Below are 14,894 nucleotides of genomic sequence, written 5' to 3' on the forward strand. Positions count from 1 at the left end.
CAATCCGGAAACGACCGGGTCTATGGCGGCATCGGCGACGACATCGTCGATGGCGGCGACGGGAACAACTACCTCGATGGCGGTGATGGGAATGACGTGCTCGACTCCGAGGGCGGCATCGACGAAGCCCACGGCGGTAACGGTAACGATCGGATTGCCGCAGGCGCCGGCAACGATCGGGCATTCGGGGATGCCGGAGACGATATCCTGACGGGCGAAGCTGGCGACGACGTGCTTGCTGGCGGCCTCGGCAACGACCTTGTCATTGCCGGAGACGGAAACGACACGCTTCGCGGCGACGCGGGCAGAGATACCCTGCTTGGCGACGCGGGAAGCGACATCCTGTGGGGTGGCGCCGATGCCGACCGCTTCGTCTTCAAGGGCGCGGGTTCGCTCGTCGGACGGGACTCCGTGATGGACTTCCAGGACGGCACGGATCTATTTGTCCTGGAGAAATTAGGCATCAAGCAATATTCAGCCTCCGGCGCCGCCGGCACAATTTTTGGGTATAATGACGCCAGCGGAGACGTGATGTTGAAGGGCTACGATTCCACGGGCAATGCGCTGTCGATCCATGTCGACGATCCGACGAATACCCTCGCCGCCTCGCATTTCAGCAGCGCCGATTTTCTATTCGCTTGATCGAGTGGGTGAAACTTCGAGCGCCGCGAGCATCAGCGCGGCGATTTGACGTTTGCTCTGCACATGGCTCGGCAATCAACTCGCCGTACAGTGCTACGGCTGCCCGACTTCTTGCTCTGCCCGGTAGCAGCTTGCCTTACCTATGCGCCAAGTGTGAGCACAAGGCGAACATCAGCGGCGTAGCATCGAAGCAAACGGCACGCTCGCCGCTCCGGTTAAGCGCAGGCGTCAGCAACGCGTCGCGAATGGCGATCGCCAAATGGTTCCTCCGAGAGGCCGCTCCATCCATTACGGGCTGTCTGTGACTGGCGTTCGCTTGGCAGCTACTCAGCGGAACTATTGCTGGCGAGCTCGGGTTTCTAGAGATCCCAACTTCAAGGCTCTATCGCCGCGGAAGGGCTGCAACTCCGCGGCGCCTAAACTGAAGGACGAGTCCTATGAGGTACAAACTGACCAGAGATTTCGTCGCCGCCCCATTGCTTGCAATCGCCGCCCTGTTCACAACGTCAGCACTCTCCAACGACCCCGGAACTGGCGCGCAGAATGAGCGTTGCAGCGTCGCTCCGGGTGCGGGCGCCAATCGGGGGACGCTCACAGAAAAACTTGATGATTGCGACGGAGTTCTGAAGCCGCCAACAGTCGGCGACACCGAAATGGTCGAGCCTGCTCCTGACGTCGGAAGAACGCCCGTGATCCGTCCAGACGAGTTGCCAGAACAACAGTAACGGTCCGAAGCCCAGTAGGCCACGGCCAACATCATCTGCCGACTTGCTAATGGTTTCGCTCGCCTCCATGCGCTGAGCAGCTCCAGCTTTGGTCCGCATCGATCTGCATAGAACAAATAAAAAGGCTTTTGCTGCGTGGAGAAGCGCCACGCCTCCTACAAGGCCTGCGCGAAGTTCAGGACAATGCCGCGGTGTTCTATGACCGTTCCGGCCGGCGGCCGTTTTTCATCGCGATCGATCAAGGTCAGCGTGATCGAGTCCGAAGTGGTCGAGCACCAGTTGGAGATTGCGGCGGTTGGACTTGAAATAGACGTCGAAGACGTCGCCGACCACCGGAACGCTCCCCGCGACCGTGTCGAATCCTACATTGACCAGCATCTTGAGAAGCTTGTCGTTCGGCACGCCGAGACGGCGCGCCTCGTTGACGATGAAGAGGCTGACCGCCGCAGCGCTGAAATCGCCGATGCCGGGGATCAAGCCGAGCACGGAGTCCGCGCCGAGCGAGACGCGGGTGCCGGGAATTCGGAGCGCCGTGTCCATAAGCCGGGCCAGGCCCCGTATACGCCGGAGGCGTGCGAGTTGCTCAATCGGTATCGTCTGCTTTTTCATTCTTCTTATGTGGTCCCAACACGCCGCCGTTCAAATGTCATGCGGCCGACTTCTGCTTGCCGAGCCGCTTGATCGCCTGCTCAAGCGGACGCCGCCCATCGCAGTAATCCTCCCAAGCGATCGTCTTTGCCAAAAGCGCGGGGACCGTGCGGATGATGAAGCGCTTCGGATCGAGGTTGGATTTTGAGCTGCGTCCAGGTGCGGTGTCGATAGAACGTGCATTTAGTCCTGATGCGCGAGGTCGCAGCAGTCAGAAGGCAATACGCCGCGTTGGCGCCGCCGATCTTGAGTTTGGCCCTGTTCTCCTGAGCCCGGGCCCCGAAAGCGGGAGAATAGTGCAGTCGCTGAGAACGGCGACCTGATGTGAGTTGTATAGGACCGAGGACGGGCCGGCAGTTGCTATGGGCTCAGACCGTGGATCCGGCTACAAAGAAGAACTCGATGACACCTGAATGGACCGTTGACAAAAATCCTGACGTGAGGGGATTCGAACCAACGGTCATCCTGTTTGGATGGGCTAAAGCCTTGAATATACAGCAAGGCTCGTAAGTTGATGCCAAGCGGCAAGGCACTACTTCGCGAACTCACGATACAGCTCGACCGTCGGTGCGTGCGTATCGATCGTGTCGGCGACCTTGGCGGCCATCGGCAGGTTTTTCTTTTCCGCATCCCATGCCGCCCTAAAACGTTCAACCGTCTCGCGCGCCGTGTCGATCACCAGCTTTTCGGAAAGCTCCGCTTTCGCAGCCAGATGCGCCAGCTCGTCCTTCGACAGCGCTGCCATCTTTTTTGTGCGGGAGAAATTGAGCGCCGCCGTATCTTCCCCCTCGATGTAAGGGATAGTCGACAACAAGTCATACGCTGGCGAGAGCGCAGGGGTGCGGCGATCAGGATAGATGAGCGACCAGTTCTTCAGGTGCATGTCGCCATTGCCGATTAGCGTGCTGAAGACTAGACGCCGGATGAACTCCGCCACGTCGGCCGTGCTGGTTTCGATCCCCAGCACGCGGCCGATCACCCGGTAATTGCCCTTATCGTATTTGTGGTCGGGAAAGACGCCGAAGACTTGCGCAAAGTCCTCGATATGCACCGCTCCCTCCGGCGTGCGGTCAAAACGCTTGATCGCCAGCGCCTGCCCGTGCAGTTCACCCACCCCCTGCGGAAGACCGCTTACAGCGTCGAGATCAACCAGCTGGAGCTCAGGCACGTCCATACCCATCATGCGGGCGATGGTCATCATCGCGAACTCATTCTCGGGCACGCCGCTATATTGCTGAGACGGCAGCTTCACGATCCACGAGCCACCTGTGCCCTCGGCCGGAATGGTCAAGCCGCCGCCCTTTTTGTCGTTCTTAAAGGCCGAGAACTTCAGCTGCACACCCGCCAGCGAAAAGCGCAGCGCGTTCGGCCGCGCTTCGACGATAGCCTGCCCGTCATCCAGAGGCGCGTCATCCGCTTCGGAGGGATGCACCGTCACAGCCCCAGGCAGGTCGCGGCCGAGCATCCAGAGCAGGAAGAATTCCCGCGACGGCTTCACACCCGCACGATCAGCGAGGTATTTGCGCAGCGGTCCTTCCGGCAGTAGGTTCGAGAAGAAGGGCGGGACTACCATGTTGTACGGCCTGAACTTCGTGATGAGCGCCCCGAACGGGTCTTTCAGGGACAGGCTAAGCGTCGGCCGCTTTTCGTCTTCGATATAAGCATCGTTGAACGCGAAGATGGTGCGCCCGTCCTGCAGATTCGTCAGGGTCGCAACCGGTTCCCCATACAGCCTGACATCGAGTACCGTGACCTTAGGCATGATCGTCGTCCTCATCCAGCGCATAGGCCGAGCGAGGGACCGCGTCGTCACGCTCGCGGTGCACCGCGCCATTGCGTAGGTGTCTGACGACATGTGCGATCCTGCTCAGCTCCTGACGGGACGGAGGATCAGCCTGCCACCGGTCGAGGCGTGCAGTCGCCTCGTTGAATGTGTCCATCTCCTCGGCCGACAGAGGAAGATGCCGTAAGAGCGCGAGGCTATCTTTGAATGTATCTGCCTCGGAAGCACTACCGAACCCGCCCCGGTGCTGCGCAAACCACCGCTCAAGGCGCCCCACCAGTTTGCGCTGGTCGGATGTCACGACATCACTCGATGCCGATGCATTATCGAGGATATTGCGCATTGCCGGCATCAGTTTTTTCGGGACAAGGACGATCTCGAGGTCGAGCGCGCGCGCCACATCCACTAGGCTGCCAAGTCCGGGCTCCATGGTGCCCCGTTCTATCTGAGAAATATGGCTTTGCGTCAGGCCCGATCGTGCGCTCAGCTCGCGCTGGCTCATTTTCTGCGCTTCGCGCGCAGCGCGCAGCTGCTGCCTTATATGCTCCGTTTTATATGCCATATCATTATCCTGTATCGCACGATGCGAAACATACAGGATAATATATAAGAGGATTCTCAGAGCGACGCAATTTCGATATACAAAACCGTATCAAAAATGCTGACATATATAGAATTATATATATCAGATTGCAGTCTTGGGACTCACAGATATCCATCAGCTCCTATAGCCACCCATCAGTGCGCGCAGCAGATCAACCTGCGCAGACCCTGCCGGTATAGTGTCTGCTGTAAAGGGGACATTGATGTAGGCTCGCCCGTCCGGTTGCGGCCGCGCATGCAGGCCGAATTCCTCGAAAAGCCGGAAGCCTACCGCCCCGACATCGGCCAGCGCATTGTAGCTTTCCCATTTCCCCCGAGTGCCCCATAGCGTGCGCAGCTGGTCCACCAACCGGCCAATGGCAGTGACAAAGGCACGATCCTCGGTCGGTAGCTCAGGCGCCACTTCGCAGAGCGTACCGGTATCGTTCATCCCGTCCAGATGTCCGAACAGGTAGGACGCGATCCGCAGGGGCTCAAGGATGACAATGCCGACGTCATGGAAGACGCGCACCACATCACCATGCAGCCGATAAGACCGGACAGCATCGCGCGCTCTGATACGGCAATCCGTCAGCCGGATCGCGAGATTGTCGCGCATACTGGTTTCCTCATTTACTGCAAACCGTGCAGGCGCCAGCTTCCAACGGCGCCGCCTGCGAAGATGAAGAGCACTGCTTCAGCGGAGATGCCAAGGCCGAAATCTTCCGAAAGGCTCTCGGAAAGCTGAATCAGGGCGAAAACAAAAACGAGATCGAAAAAGAGTTCAGGAAAGCTCGCCTTCGTCTGATCCGTATTTTCTTTCCGGAGCCAGTGCGGGTGGTTTTGAGCCATGGAACCCCCGTAAGGATGAGAAGCAGCGATATATAGGGCGCTCAGCACGTGAATAAGAAACGCACGAGGGTTGGCTTGGGATAACCGATAGACCCTCGGCACTGACATCGTGGCGATGGCAGCTTCATCACCTGATCTACGCAGCCACAGCAATCTAAGTCTATCGGTATCATAGGAGCTGGCCCTGCCCACATACTGGCTGAGGCTCGATAAGTTCTGTGTAAATGTTGATTTCAAATCGGCGCTCCCATTTGACTTTGGCTATCCAGTGGCCGAACTCTGGATCGTAGCCAACTGATTACCATCGCCAACTACGGGAGGCCACGAGATTGAACGCTTCCCTGATCCGGCACGCCATCCACATTGCCGCGATTCTCGGCCTCTACCTTTCGGCCGCGATGCTGATTCCAGCGATGCTAGACCTCTATTATGGCCATCCGGATTGGCAGGTCTTCGCGGCCGCTGCTTTCGTTACCAGCGGCCTTTCTGCTGCGACTTTCATGGCAACCCGTGCTGGGCCGCCTCCGTTCTCGAAGAAATTCGGCTTTCTCCTCGTCAACGTTCTATGGTCGGCTTTCGCGTTGATCGGTGCCTTACCGCTGTGGCTATCCTCACTCGATCTCGACTTCGCGCAGGCGCTTTTCGAGTCCGTGTCAGCGATTACCACGACCGGATCGACGGTGATTGTCGGACTGGACGATGCCCCGCCCGGCATCCTGATCTGGCGATCGCTCATCTGCTGGCTTGGAGGCGTCGGAATTGTCGTCCTGGGATTGTTCATCATCCCGTACCTGCGGGTCGGGGGAATGTCCTTCTTCAAGATGGAATCCTCCGATACAAACGAAAAGCCATTTGCCCGCCTCGCCACCTTCAGCCGGGCGTTTTTCACCGTATACGTTGGCATTACGCTCCTTTGTGCAATCGGCTACAACCTGACCGGGATGAACCGGTTCGATGCGATCAATCACGCCATGTCGACGGTTGCCACCGGCGGTTTTTCGACTCATGATGCATCATTCGCCTATTTCGGCAGCATTCCGCTCCTGTGGACGGCAACGTTCTTCATGACCTTGTGCAGCCTGCCCTTTTCGATCCTCATCGTGTTCGTTGCACGCGGTCGGCTCGACGCCTTGCGTGATCCTCAGATCTTCGTTTTTCTCGCCTATCTGACGGTCTTCGCTCTTTCGGTGGCGATTTATCACCGTTTGACGAATGGCGTCGAGTTTCACATCGCATTGGCCCACTCATTCTTCAACTTCAGCTCGATTCTCTCGACTGCGGGTTACATGAGCGAGGACTACCAGCTTTGGGGACCATTCGTCGTGATGGCCGCGTTCATCGCGACCTTCATGGGCGGGTGTTCCGGATCCACCGCCGGCGGCATCAAGGCCTACCGCTTTATCGTTCTCTTCAGCGCCATCCACTCTGGCTTGCGCAAACTCATTTATCCGGCGGCAGTTTACCCTGTCCGCTACGGCCGAAATTCCCTTGATCTGGACACTTTGCGGGCGATCCTCCTGTTTTTTGTCACCTATATCCTCCTCTGGATTTTCGGCAGCCTTGCGATGGCTGCCTTGGGCTACGACTTTCTCACCGCCGTGTCCTCGGTCATCACCTGCCTTTCCAATGTCGGTCCCGGTCTCGGCAGCATCGTTGGCCCAGCCGGAAACTTCTCGACGCTGGAAGATCCGGAACTCTATCTGCTTTCACTCATGATGATGATGGGCCGACTTGAGGTGCTGACCGTGCTTGTCATCCTGACACCAGTGTTCTGGAAGCAGTGACAAATTAGTGACCGACAAGCGGTTGCATGCTACCACGGCAGATAACCACTGTTTTATTGGAGAACCAGATGACCGCCCATCAGCGAGATCCTTACGAACTCGTCGGCCGACTCATAGGGACCATCCTCAGCGTTGTCGCCTACGCATTGGTTGCATGGCCGCTGGTGCGGCCTTTCCTGTAATGGCGGCGCTCGCGGCGTGGCGCAAAGCACCTGGCCTGCCCCCCGCACGAGTACCGGGTGCCTATGCCGGCCGTCGTGGCCGGAGAACAGTGAGGATGCGATATTTGCGCCATTCACAGACAATCGTATCGACGGCCATTGCGTGACCGGAACTCCGCCGTATTGTTAGGACAGCCGGCCTCAGCCTGCATCCATCGTCCACAAGATCGGGAGGATTTCCGCATGGCATTTTCAAGCTTGGCCCGTCGCGCCGCTATGGCGGCCGGGTTTGCTTTCTGTTCGGCGCTCGCGCTTGGCTCGGCGGCGCAAGCGCAAGAGTTTCCGGATCGGACGGTAACGCTCGTCGTTCCCTTTGCTGCCGGAGGTTCGACCGACGTGGTTGCGCGGATCATCGCCCAGAAAATGTCCGACGATCTCGGCCAGCAGGTGATCGTCCAGAACGTTGCTGGCGCTGGCGGTAATCTCGGCGCCGCAAACGTTGCCCGCGCCGATCCCGATGGCTATACGATCCTGATGGCGACAGTAGCGACCCATGCGCTGAACCCGCTCATCCTGAAAACCAAACCCTACGATCCCGAAAAGGATTTCGCACCGATCTCGCTTCTGGTCGTGGTTCCGAACGTCCTGGTGGTCAATCCGGAACTGCCGGCCAAGACGGTTCAGGAATTGCTGGCACTCTTGAAAGCTGACCCCGAGACGTATGCCTACGCCTCCTCCGGCAACGGAACACCGCTTCATCTCTCCGGCGAGCTCTTCAAAAAGATGGCCGGCGTCGAGATGCAGCATATTCCCTACAAGGGCTCCGGCCCGGCACTGAACGACGTGATCGGCAATCAGGTGCCAATCATGTTCGACAATCTCCCCTCGTCATCCGGTCATATCAAAGCTGGCACCCTCCGCGCGCTTGCTGTCACGACGGCAGAACGCGCATCGTCCTTCCCCGACATTCCGACCATCGCAGAGTCGGGCATTCCCGGTTACGAGACCTACACCTGGAACGCGCTCTTCGCTCCCGCCAACACGCCACAACCGGTGATCGCCCGCCTCAACGAAGCTGCGAAGAAGGCCATGGCCGATCCGGCGGTGCAGAAACGCATGGAGGAATTCAGCGCCAAGATCGTAGGTTCGACGCCCGAGGAGCTCGCCGCCCACGTCAAAGCCGAGCTTGCCAAATGGACCCCTGTCGTCCGCGACGCCAACATCCAAATGGATTGATCTGCAGCTGTCGCGCCTACCGCCACTTACGGTTTCAATGATCCGTGAAACGAGCTAGAGCGGGATGCATTTAGGCGGAATCGGAAAGGGGATTCCTTTTTCTGCGCAAATCAGATTCACCATTCAGGCCGGTGAAGGAGGCCGGCCTTTATGGCGAGACCTTTTTCGAATGATCTTCGGGAACGCGTTGTCGATGCGGTGACGGGCGAGGGCCTATCGTGCCGGGCAGCGGCCAAGCGCTTCGGCATCGGCATCAGCACCGCGATCGATTGGGTGCGGCGGTTTCGCGAGACGGGCAGCGCCGCACCCGGCCAGATGGGTGGGCACAAGCCCCGCAAGCTTTCCGGTCCGCACCGGGCTTGGCTGCTTTGCCGCTGCCGCGAGCGCGACTTCACGCTGCACGGACTTGTCGCCGAGTTGAGCGAGCGCGGCCTGAAGGTGGATTATCGCGCCGTCTGGACCTTCGTGCACGAAGAGGGGTTGAGTTATAAAAAAAGACGCTGGTCGCCAGCGAACGGGAGCGGCCCGACGTCGCCCGCCACCGGGCACGATGGCTGAAGCACTGCCCCGGAATTGATCCCGCCCGCCTCGTTTTCATCGATGAGACCTGGACGAAGACGAACATGGCGCCGCTGCGGGGCTGGGCGCCTCGCGGCGAACGACTGGTGGGCTACGCCCCCTTCGGCCATTGGAACACCATGACCTTTGTCGCCGCACTCAGGGCCGACCGCGTCAGCGCTCCCTTTATCCTCGATGGCCCGATCAATGGCGAACGCTTCCGCATCTATGTCCAGCAAGTTCTGGTGCCGGAACTCAAAGCCGGCGACATCGTCATCCTGGACAATCTCGGCTCCCATAAGGGTCAGGAGATCCGCGCCGCCATCCGTAAGGCCGGCGCCCGCCTGTTCTTTCTGCCGAAATATTCCCCCGATCTCAATCCGATCGAAAAGCTCTTCGCCAAAATCAAGCACTGGTTGCGTGAGGCACAGGCCAGATCACGCGATGCAATCCATGACGAACTGCGCCACATTCTCCAAGCCGTCACCCCACAGGAATGCGCAGCCTACTTCAAAGAGGCGGGATATGAACGGGCTTAAATACATACCGCTCTAGTGCGAGCTGTCTGCAGATCGACCATTCGGTCCGGCCAGTAAAGCTGAAACAAGGTTCTGTTCCCCCTGGGGAACGGAATGAACAGTCATAACAATGTCCGCTGACGCCGAGCAGTCGAGCGGCAACCGCTCACCGCGTGGCGGCCGAGAGCGGCGTTGGTTGCCGCGGCTATTGTGGGGCTTATACTATCTCAAGCGGCTCACTCACGATGCCATTCAACTCGATACATTATCCGATCTTAAAAGCACAAACAGGAACATTTCTCTACTTCGCGCCCCAGGGGGCGCGTTAACAGAAGGTGAATCTCTCTCGCAAAATCAGCTAACCGTTTGAACACCCGGTCTTTGGGCGGGCCAGGAGCCATGTCGTTAATCTGCCTTTGCCCTTCACATTGACAGTCCCCGACATTCGAACTCGAATTGATCGATCAACTGCGCATAGATCTCAGGAGAAACTTGAATGCGGCCGGGCACGCCTGTTGTTTCCATCCGCGATGCCACATTCACCGCATCGCCCCAGACATCATAGAAGAACTTCTTCACTCCTATACCGAGTGCGACGACCGGACCACTGGCTATGCCGATGAATCGTCACGGCGCTGGGTATCATCTTGTCCGGTATGGTGGCGAGCTTCGTCAATTGGCCTTGGGCTCTCGTCCTTCCGATCGCCGTATCCGTCCTCGGGCTCGCGGCCAGCGCCGGTCTATTGCCATGGATCGCGTATCTCACGGTTCTCGTGCGGCATCGCCCTCGTCTTCTCGGGCGCCGCCGTGTTGGCTGCGGACAATGTCTCGCAAGGGCAAATGTGCCTTGCGGGCGGCGTGATGAACACCGCAATGGAAGTCGGTCCAACGGTGGGATTTGCGCTCCTGATGGCGGTGGCAGCGGCCGGCGCCGACACCACCGACAGCTATGCCAGAGCGTTCGCAACGGCGGCTGGAGCCCACGGCGTGGCCGCCGTGGCGGCCCTGTTGGTCGCGATCTGGCGACATAGACACGGCAATGCCCCCCAACATTGGGGCCGGACACCCTCCCCAGCGACAAGCCACAGGAGAAAGACGATGAGCGTCGTGCTGACCTTTGCCCTGACCGCGCTTCTGATCGGAGGCGGAGCCACTCTTCTCATGGATATGTGGGCTGCAGTGCAGAAGCACCTTTTCGGAGTGCCGCCGCTGAACTACGCACTTCTTGGTCGCTGGATGGGCCATCTCCGCCTGGGCCGGTTCACCCATGACAACATTACCGCTGCGCGGCCAATCCGAGAAGAAGCGGCGCTCGGCTGGTTCGCCCACTATGCGGCCGGGGTAGTCTTTGCCGCGGTTCTGCTGGCGGTGTGGGGCATAGAGTGGGCCCACGATCCAACGCCCGGTCCGGCGCTGCTTGTCGGCGTTGCAACGATCGCCGCGCCGTTCCTGCTCCTGCAGCCTGGGATGGGTGCGGGGATCGCGGCGAGGAGAACACCACGACCCAACGTCTCGCGTTTGCGGAGCCTTATCGCTCACATTTCATTCGGCATCGGCTTATACGCTTCGGCGCTGATCTCCGCCAGCGTGCTGCCGGGGTAAGTGCTGAAGGGGTCTAAGTGGAAGGAGCGACTTGAATACGTCCTTCCGTCCCCTCGCCGGCGAACCCGCCGCGCGACGAAGAGGTCACTCGCACGGCGATAGGGATCTGACCGTCCGCAGAAACTCGATGATCGACCGACGGGCGCTGCGTGGCTTCCATACCATCGCGAGATCCCAGGTGAGGTCGTCGGGCATCCCCACCAGCGGAACCATTGTAGCACCGTCCACCCGCATCGAACGCGCTCCCTCGGGCACGAAAGCTACGCCCATACCGGCCGCTACCAAGCTCAGGATCGTGTGCATCTGCCGCGCCTCCTGACGCACGCGAGGCACGAAGCCGGCCTGCCGGCAGGCGCTCATCAGCCGACCGTGGAGCGAAGGTCCTTGCGCATATGGAAAGAGCACGAACGACTCGTCCGAGAGTTCGGCCAAGCCGATCGGGCTCTGGTTGCAAAGCGAACTCGATGCCGGAACTGCGAGGCAGAAACGGTCGCGATCGATCATCTCGACCTCTAGTCCCGACATTCCCTTCAACGGTGGCGTGACGAAACCCACGTCGATCGAGCCGTCCTGCAATCCTGCGAGTTGCGCGTCGGTCGACCGTTCATCCAGCCGAACGTCAACCATCGGAAAACGTTCGCGGTAGGCGCGGAGCGCAGCGGGCAATACACGGTAGAGCGCGGCGCTCGTGAAGGTAATCGAAATCTCGGCCAGATCCTCCGATGCGGCGCGTCGCGCCATCCGCACGCCTTCGTCCATTTGCTGCAGCGTGCGTCGAGCCTCCGTTAGAAACACTTGGCCTGCAGGGGTCAGCTCGACGCGGCGTTGTGTGCGCACGAAGAGCGGAAAGCCGAGCGCTTCCTCAAGGCGCCTGATCGACTGCGAGAGCGGCGGCTGGGCCATGTGGAGACGGGCGGCCGCCCTCCCGAAATGCAGTTCCTCGGCGACTGCCACGAAGTGGCGCAAGTGGTGCAGATCAACGCTCATATCGCAATCATCTCAATAAAGCGGCAATTGATATTGGAAGACATCGAACGCAGGTGCCAAGTCAAGAGGCGAGAATAGCAAAGCGGGAGTTTCTTATGCGTTCGCAGTCCATGATTCCACGTCTGACCGGACCGGTCCTCATTGGGGCCACTCTTCTGGGTGGCGCCGCTCAAGCGGAAATCGCCCGCCGAGACTTCACTGTCATCAGCGACCCGGGCGTTAAGCTTGCGGTCCGGGAGGTGAGTGATACCGAGGGTCCGTCCGGAAAGCCTCCCATCGTGCTTCTTCACGGCGCGCGCGTCCCGGGCGTTGCCACCTTTGATCTTCCGGTTGAAGGCGGCTCTCTCGCGGTGGACCTGGTTCGTGCGGGACACCGGGTCTTCATCATGGATGCGCGCGGTTACGGTGGCTCAAGTCGGCACGGGCAGGACGGCAGCCAGGATGGCCAGCCCCTCGTCCGCTCCGACATGGTTGTTCGTGACGTCGGCGCCGTGGTCGATGCCGTTCAGGCAAGGACAGGCGTCTCGCAAGTTGCCCTGCTGGGCTGGGCCACCGGCGGCCACTGGGCGGGCATGTATGCTAGCCAGAAACCCAGCGAGGTGAGCCATCTCGTGCTATACAATAGCCTCTACGGCGTGCACGCCGGTCACAAGACCCTGGGACCTGGTTCGGGTATGGCGGACCCAAACAACCCCGACCAGTTCAACATCCAGCGCTTTGGGGCTTATCGGTTGAACACTGCTGCCTCCCTCCTGCCATCGTGGGACCGCTCGATTCCGATCGAGGACAAGGCTGCCTGGCGCGACCCGAAGGTGGCGGAGGCCTATCAAGCCGCGGCGCTTGCCTCTGATCCGTCCTCGCGCAGTCGCAACCCGCCTTCATTCCGAGCGCCTTCGGGAGCGATGGCAGATTCCTTCGAACTCGCTTCGGGGCACAAGCTATGGGATGCTGGTCCGATCGCCGCGCATGTGCTGGTCATCCGATCGGCCAATGATTTCTGGAGCCGGCCCGAGGACGTGACCACGCTGGCGCAGGATTTGAGGAAGGCGTCAAGCGTTCGCATGGTCACAATACCCGAGGCGACGCACTATGTTCATCTCGACAGGCCGGAGCGGGGGCGCCGCAGCTTTGTCGCTGAGGTAATCCGCACGCTCGAGCACCCCCCGAAGACCCGAGCGGCTCACTGAGGACGCCCATCGTGGAGGCCGTATTCGTCTATCTGGAGAGCCTATCTTCCAGCGCGTGGATGCGCTCCGGAGTATGGCCTTTTCCCATCATCAACCTCATCCATGTGCTAGGGATCGCGCTTCTGTTCGGCGGCATAGCGGTGCTCGATCTCCGTCTCCTGGGCGTCGCTGCAAAAGCTACCCGTCGCCGGCCTCGCCAACCTCGTCCTGCCCATTGCTGCCATCTGCCTCTGCTTCGCAATCGGAGCGGGGCCGCTGATGTTCGCCGTGAACGCGCGCGCGTATGCCGCGAACCTTACCTGCCGTGGAAGCTCGGCCTCATCCTGCTGGCGGGCATCAACATCACGCTGCTGCATGCGACCGCGCGGCGTTCGCACCGATTCTAGGGCGAACGAGTTCCCGCCCTGGCTAGGGCGCGGTCGAGCTTTTAACCATAGAAACAAGGGAAACCTGCTCCAACGTATCAAATGACCCCGCCCTTGTCTTAGGTCCGCAGTGGGCTCGCGATGCGACGTGATTGCAAAGCCGCTGGATTCCAGAGCGCTAACATAGCCTTCGAGCGGCTGTGCCCAGCCGGCGAAATGCATTGTCAGCCCCCTACTCTCCACCTTTGTCTCGAAACGGCGCCGATCGAAGTACGTCGCGGGAGTTTCCGACGGCGCACCAGGCCCGGACACGGCGAGGAGCTCCAAATCCGCCAGCGGGTGAACGATCGAAATGAAGAGCGTCCCGTCCTTTCGCAACACGCGCCTAATTTCCTTCAGCGCCCCAGGAACATCGACTCCAGCTCCTCGAGACGAGGAATATGCCGGATCGTGAAGATCGACGTTTTCCGGTGGGAGGAGAAGCTGTGCATCCTTTCAAACGCGCCGAAGTAATCGTGTGGATCGCGGCCATTGCTTGCGCTCACCCTTCTGACAGCAGCGATAATTGCACTGTCCCAATGTCAGATGATCCGGGGAAACTTTTGCTGCTTGGATGCTTGTTCGCATCGATCGAGTAAGAGCGCGGCAGGAGGACGGGCTCACTCCAGTGCGCAGCGAGAGCCGTGCGGGCTAGGCGCAGGCAAGCCCAAGGGCGCCGCGGACGGTTGCGCACGGCACGTCTCATCGAGCGTGCCCTTCCCTCCGTGGTCACCGGCTTGCGAACCGCGCGCCGGAGACCTCGCGATCCATTTCACGAGCCAGCCGAATCCTTCCCATTCGGCGCCGTCGAGTGGATCGGCGAACGCGTCGCAGCGTTTTTTGCGCTGTTGGCTTACCAGCTCCCTATATAGGATCGTCCATTCAAGTAGCATCTCGTTTCTCCGGGCATCTGGCGTTACCCGGAAAATGGTTCGAGAGGCCATGCAACTGTAGAGGCGCGAACGAAAGCCATCTTTCATGGATGAAAGTCGAACCGGATGAAAGTCGAAAACTGGGAAGATCTTCGTCTCTTTTTGCACGTCGCCGAGCAAGGCGGGCTTGCGGGTGCCGCTGAGAAGACGGGGATCAGCGCGCCGACCATTGGGCGACGGATGCTGGCGCTGGAACGTGCCACGGGACGAGCGCTGTTCGTCAGGGCGCGGACGGGATACGAGCTCGCACCGGACGGGCAGATATTGCTGGACCGCGTGAGGGCGATGCAGGA

General features: G+C 59.9%; 15 protein-coding genes and 1 pseudogene. 9 read left to right on the plus strand and 7 right to left on the minus strand.

Annotated features, from left to right (window positions below; translation table 11 throughout):
* A partial coding sequence (locus tag ACTJKL_RS31495; RefSeq protein WP_440854717.1) for a calcium-binding protein occupies positions 1–642 on the plus strand: 642 nt, incomplete at its 5' end.
* 437 nt (positions 643–1,079) lie between these two features.
* Positions 1,080–1,367: a hypothetical protein gene (locus ACTJKL_RS31500; protein WP_437412863.1), complete on the plus strand. Its 288-nt coding sequence runs from the start codon at positions 1,080–1,082 to the stop codon at positions 1,365–1,367.
* A gap of 225 nt (positions 1,368–1,592) precedes the next feature.
* Here ACTJKL_RS31500 and ACTJKL_RS31505 read toward each other — a convergent pair whose 3' ends face one another.
* The 5 genes and pseudogenes from ACTJKL_RS31505 to ACTJKL_RS31525 all read right to left on the minus strand — a co-directional run.
* The gene (locus tag ACTJKL_RS31505; RefSeq protein ID WP_102764666.1) at positions 1,593–1,976 is read right to left on the minus strand and encodes a DUF4112 domain-containing protein; all 384 of its coding nucleotides are present in this window, start codon (positions 1,974–1,976) and stop codon (positions 1,593–1,595) included.
* A gap of 571 nt (positions 1,977–2,547) precedes the next feature.
* The gene (locus tag ACTJKL_RS31510) at positions 2,548–3,777 is read right to left on the minus strand and encodes a type II toxin-antitoxin system HipA family toxin (RefSeq protein WP_440854718.1); all 1,230 of its coding nucleotides are present in this window, start codon (positions 3,775–3,777) and stop codon (positions 2,548–2,550) included.
* Complete coding sequence (gene relB, locus ACTJKL_RS31515; RefSeq protein ID WP_440854719.1) at positions 3,770–4,360, minus strand: type II toxin-antitoxin system RelB family anti-toxin; 591 nt, start codon at positions 4,358–4,360, stop codon at positions 3,770–3,772. The genes ACTJKL_RS31510 and relB overlap by 8 nt, the downstream gene beginning before the upstream one ends.
* Positions 4,361–4,516: 156 nt before the next feature.
* On the minus strand, positions 4,517–4,999 hold the full coding sequence (locus ACTJKL_RS31520) for a hypothetical protein (protein WP_440854720.1): 483 nt from the start codon (positions 4,997–4,999) through the stop codon (positions 4,517–4,519).
* 56 nt (positions 5,000–5,055) lie between these two features.
* Positions 5,056–5,232: pseudogene (locus ACTJKL_RS31525) on the minus strand (low temperature requirement protein A); the annotation flags it as partial.
* Between the two features lie 329 nt (positions 5,233–5,561).
* Here ACTJKL_RS31525 and ACTJKL_RS31530 point away from each other — a divergent pair.
* From ACTJKL_RS31530 to ACTJKL_RS31540, 3 genes are all read left to right on the plus strand, one after another.
* Positions 5,562–7,016 carry a TrkH family potassium uptake protein gene (locus tag ACTJKL_RS31530; RefSeq protein WP_440854721.1) on the plus strand — a complete coding sequence of 485 codons (1,455 nt, stop codon included), beginning with the start codon at positions 5,562–5,564 and terminating at the stop codon, positions 7,014–7,016.
* A gap of 404 nt (positions 7,017–7,420) precedes the next feature.
* The gene (locus tag ACTJKL_RS31535; protein ID WP_440854722.1) at positions 7,421–8,413 is read left to right on the plus strand and encodes a Bug family tripartite tricarboxylate transporter substrate binding protein; all 993 of its coding nucleotides are present in this window, start codon (positions 7,421–7,423) and stop codon (positions 8,411–8,413) included.
* Positions 8,414–8,563: 150 nt separating this feature from the next.
* A protein-coding gene (locus ACTJKL_RS31540; RefSeq protein WP_011970797.1) for an IS630-like element ISRm2011-2 family transposase occupies positions 8,564–9,510 on the plus strand; the annotation gives its coding sequence in 2 pieces (ribosomal slippage) (positions 8,564–8,903 and positions 8,903–9,510; 948 coding nt in all).
* Positions 9,511–9,912: 402 nt separating this feature from the next.
* Here the strand turns inward: ACTJKL_RS31540 and ACTJKL_RS31545 are convergent.
* A complete protein-coding gene (locus ACTJKL_RS31545; RefSeq protein ID WP_379943380.1) occupies positions 9,913–10,068 on the minus strand; it encodes an adenylate/guanylate cyclase domain-containing protein in 156 nt (51 codons plus the stop codon).
* A gap of 282 nt (positions 10,069–10,350) precedes the next feature.
* On the opposite strand from ACTJKL_RS31545, the gene ACTJKL_RS31550 reads away from it, so the two are divergent.
* On the plus strand, positions 10,351–11,091 hold the full coding sequence (locus ACTJKL_RS31550) for a DUF2938 domain-containing protein (protein ID WP_440854723.1): 741 nt from the start codon (positions 10,351–10,353) through the stop codon (positions 11,089–11,091).
* 84 nt (positions 11,092–11,175) lie between these two features.
* Here ACTJKL_RS31550 and ACTJKL_RS31555 read toward each other — a convergent pair whose 3' ends face one another.
* Positions 11,176–12,078, minus strand: a complete 903-nt coding sequence (locus ACTJKL_RS31555) for a LysR family transcriptional regulator (RefSeq protein ID WP_440854724.1) — start codon at positions 12,076–12,078, stop codon at positions 11,176–11,178.
* 95 nt (positions 12,079–12,173) lie between these two features.
* On the opposite strand from ACTJKL_RS31555, the gene ACTJKL_RS31560 reads away from it, so the two are divergent.
* The 3 genes from ACTJKL_RS31560 to ACTJKL_RS31570 all read left to right on the plus strand — a co-directional run.
* Complete coding sequence (locus tag ACTJKL_RS31560; protein ID WP_440854725.1) at positions 12,174–13,265, plus strand: alpha/beta fold hydrolase; 1,092 nt, start codon at positions 12,174–12,176, stop codon at positions 13,263–13,265.
* A gap of 11 nt (positions 13,266–13,276) precedes the next feature.
* A complete protein-coding gene (locus tag ACTJKL_RS31565; RefSeq protein WP_440854726.1) occupies positions 13,277–13,651 on the plus strand; it encodes a hypothetical protein in 375 nt (124 codons plus the stop codon).
* 1,016 nt (positions 13,652–14,667) lie between these two features.
* On the plus strand, positions 14,668–14,894 hold a 227-nt coding region (locus ACTJKL_RS31570), incomplete at its 3' end, for a LysR family transcriptional regulator (RefSeq protein WP_440852746.1).

The organism is Sinorhizobium sp. 22678, assembly GCF_052044265.1.
Taxonomy (GTDB): domain Bacteria; phylum Pseudomonadota; class Alphaproteobacteria; order Rhizobiales; family Rhizobiaceae; genus Sinorhizobium; species Sinorhizobium meliloti_A.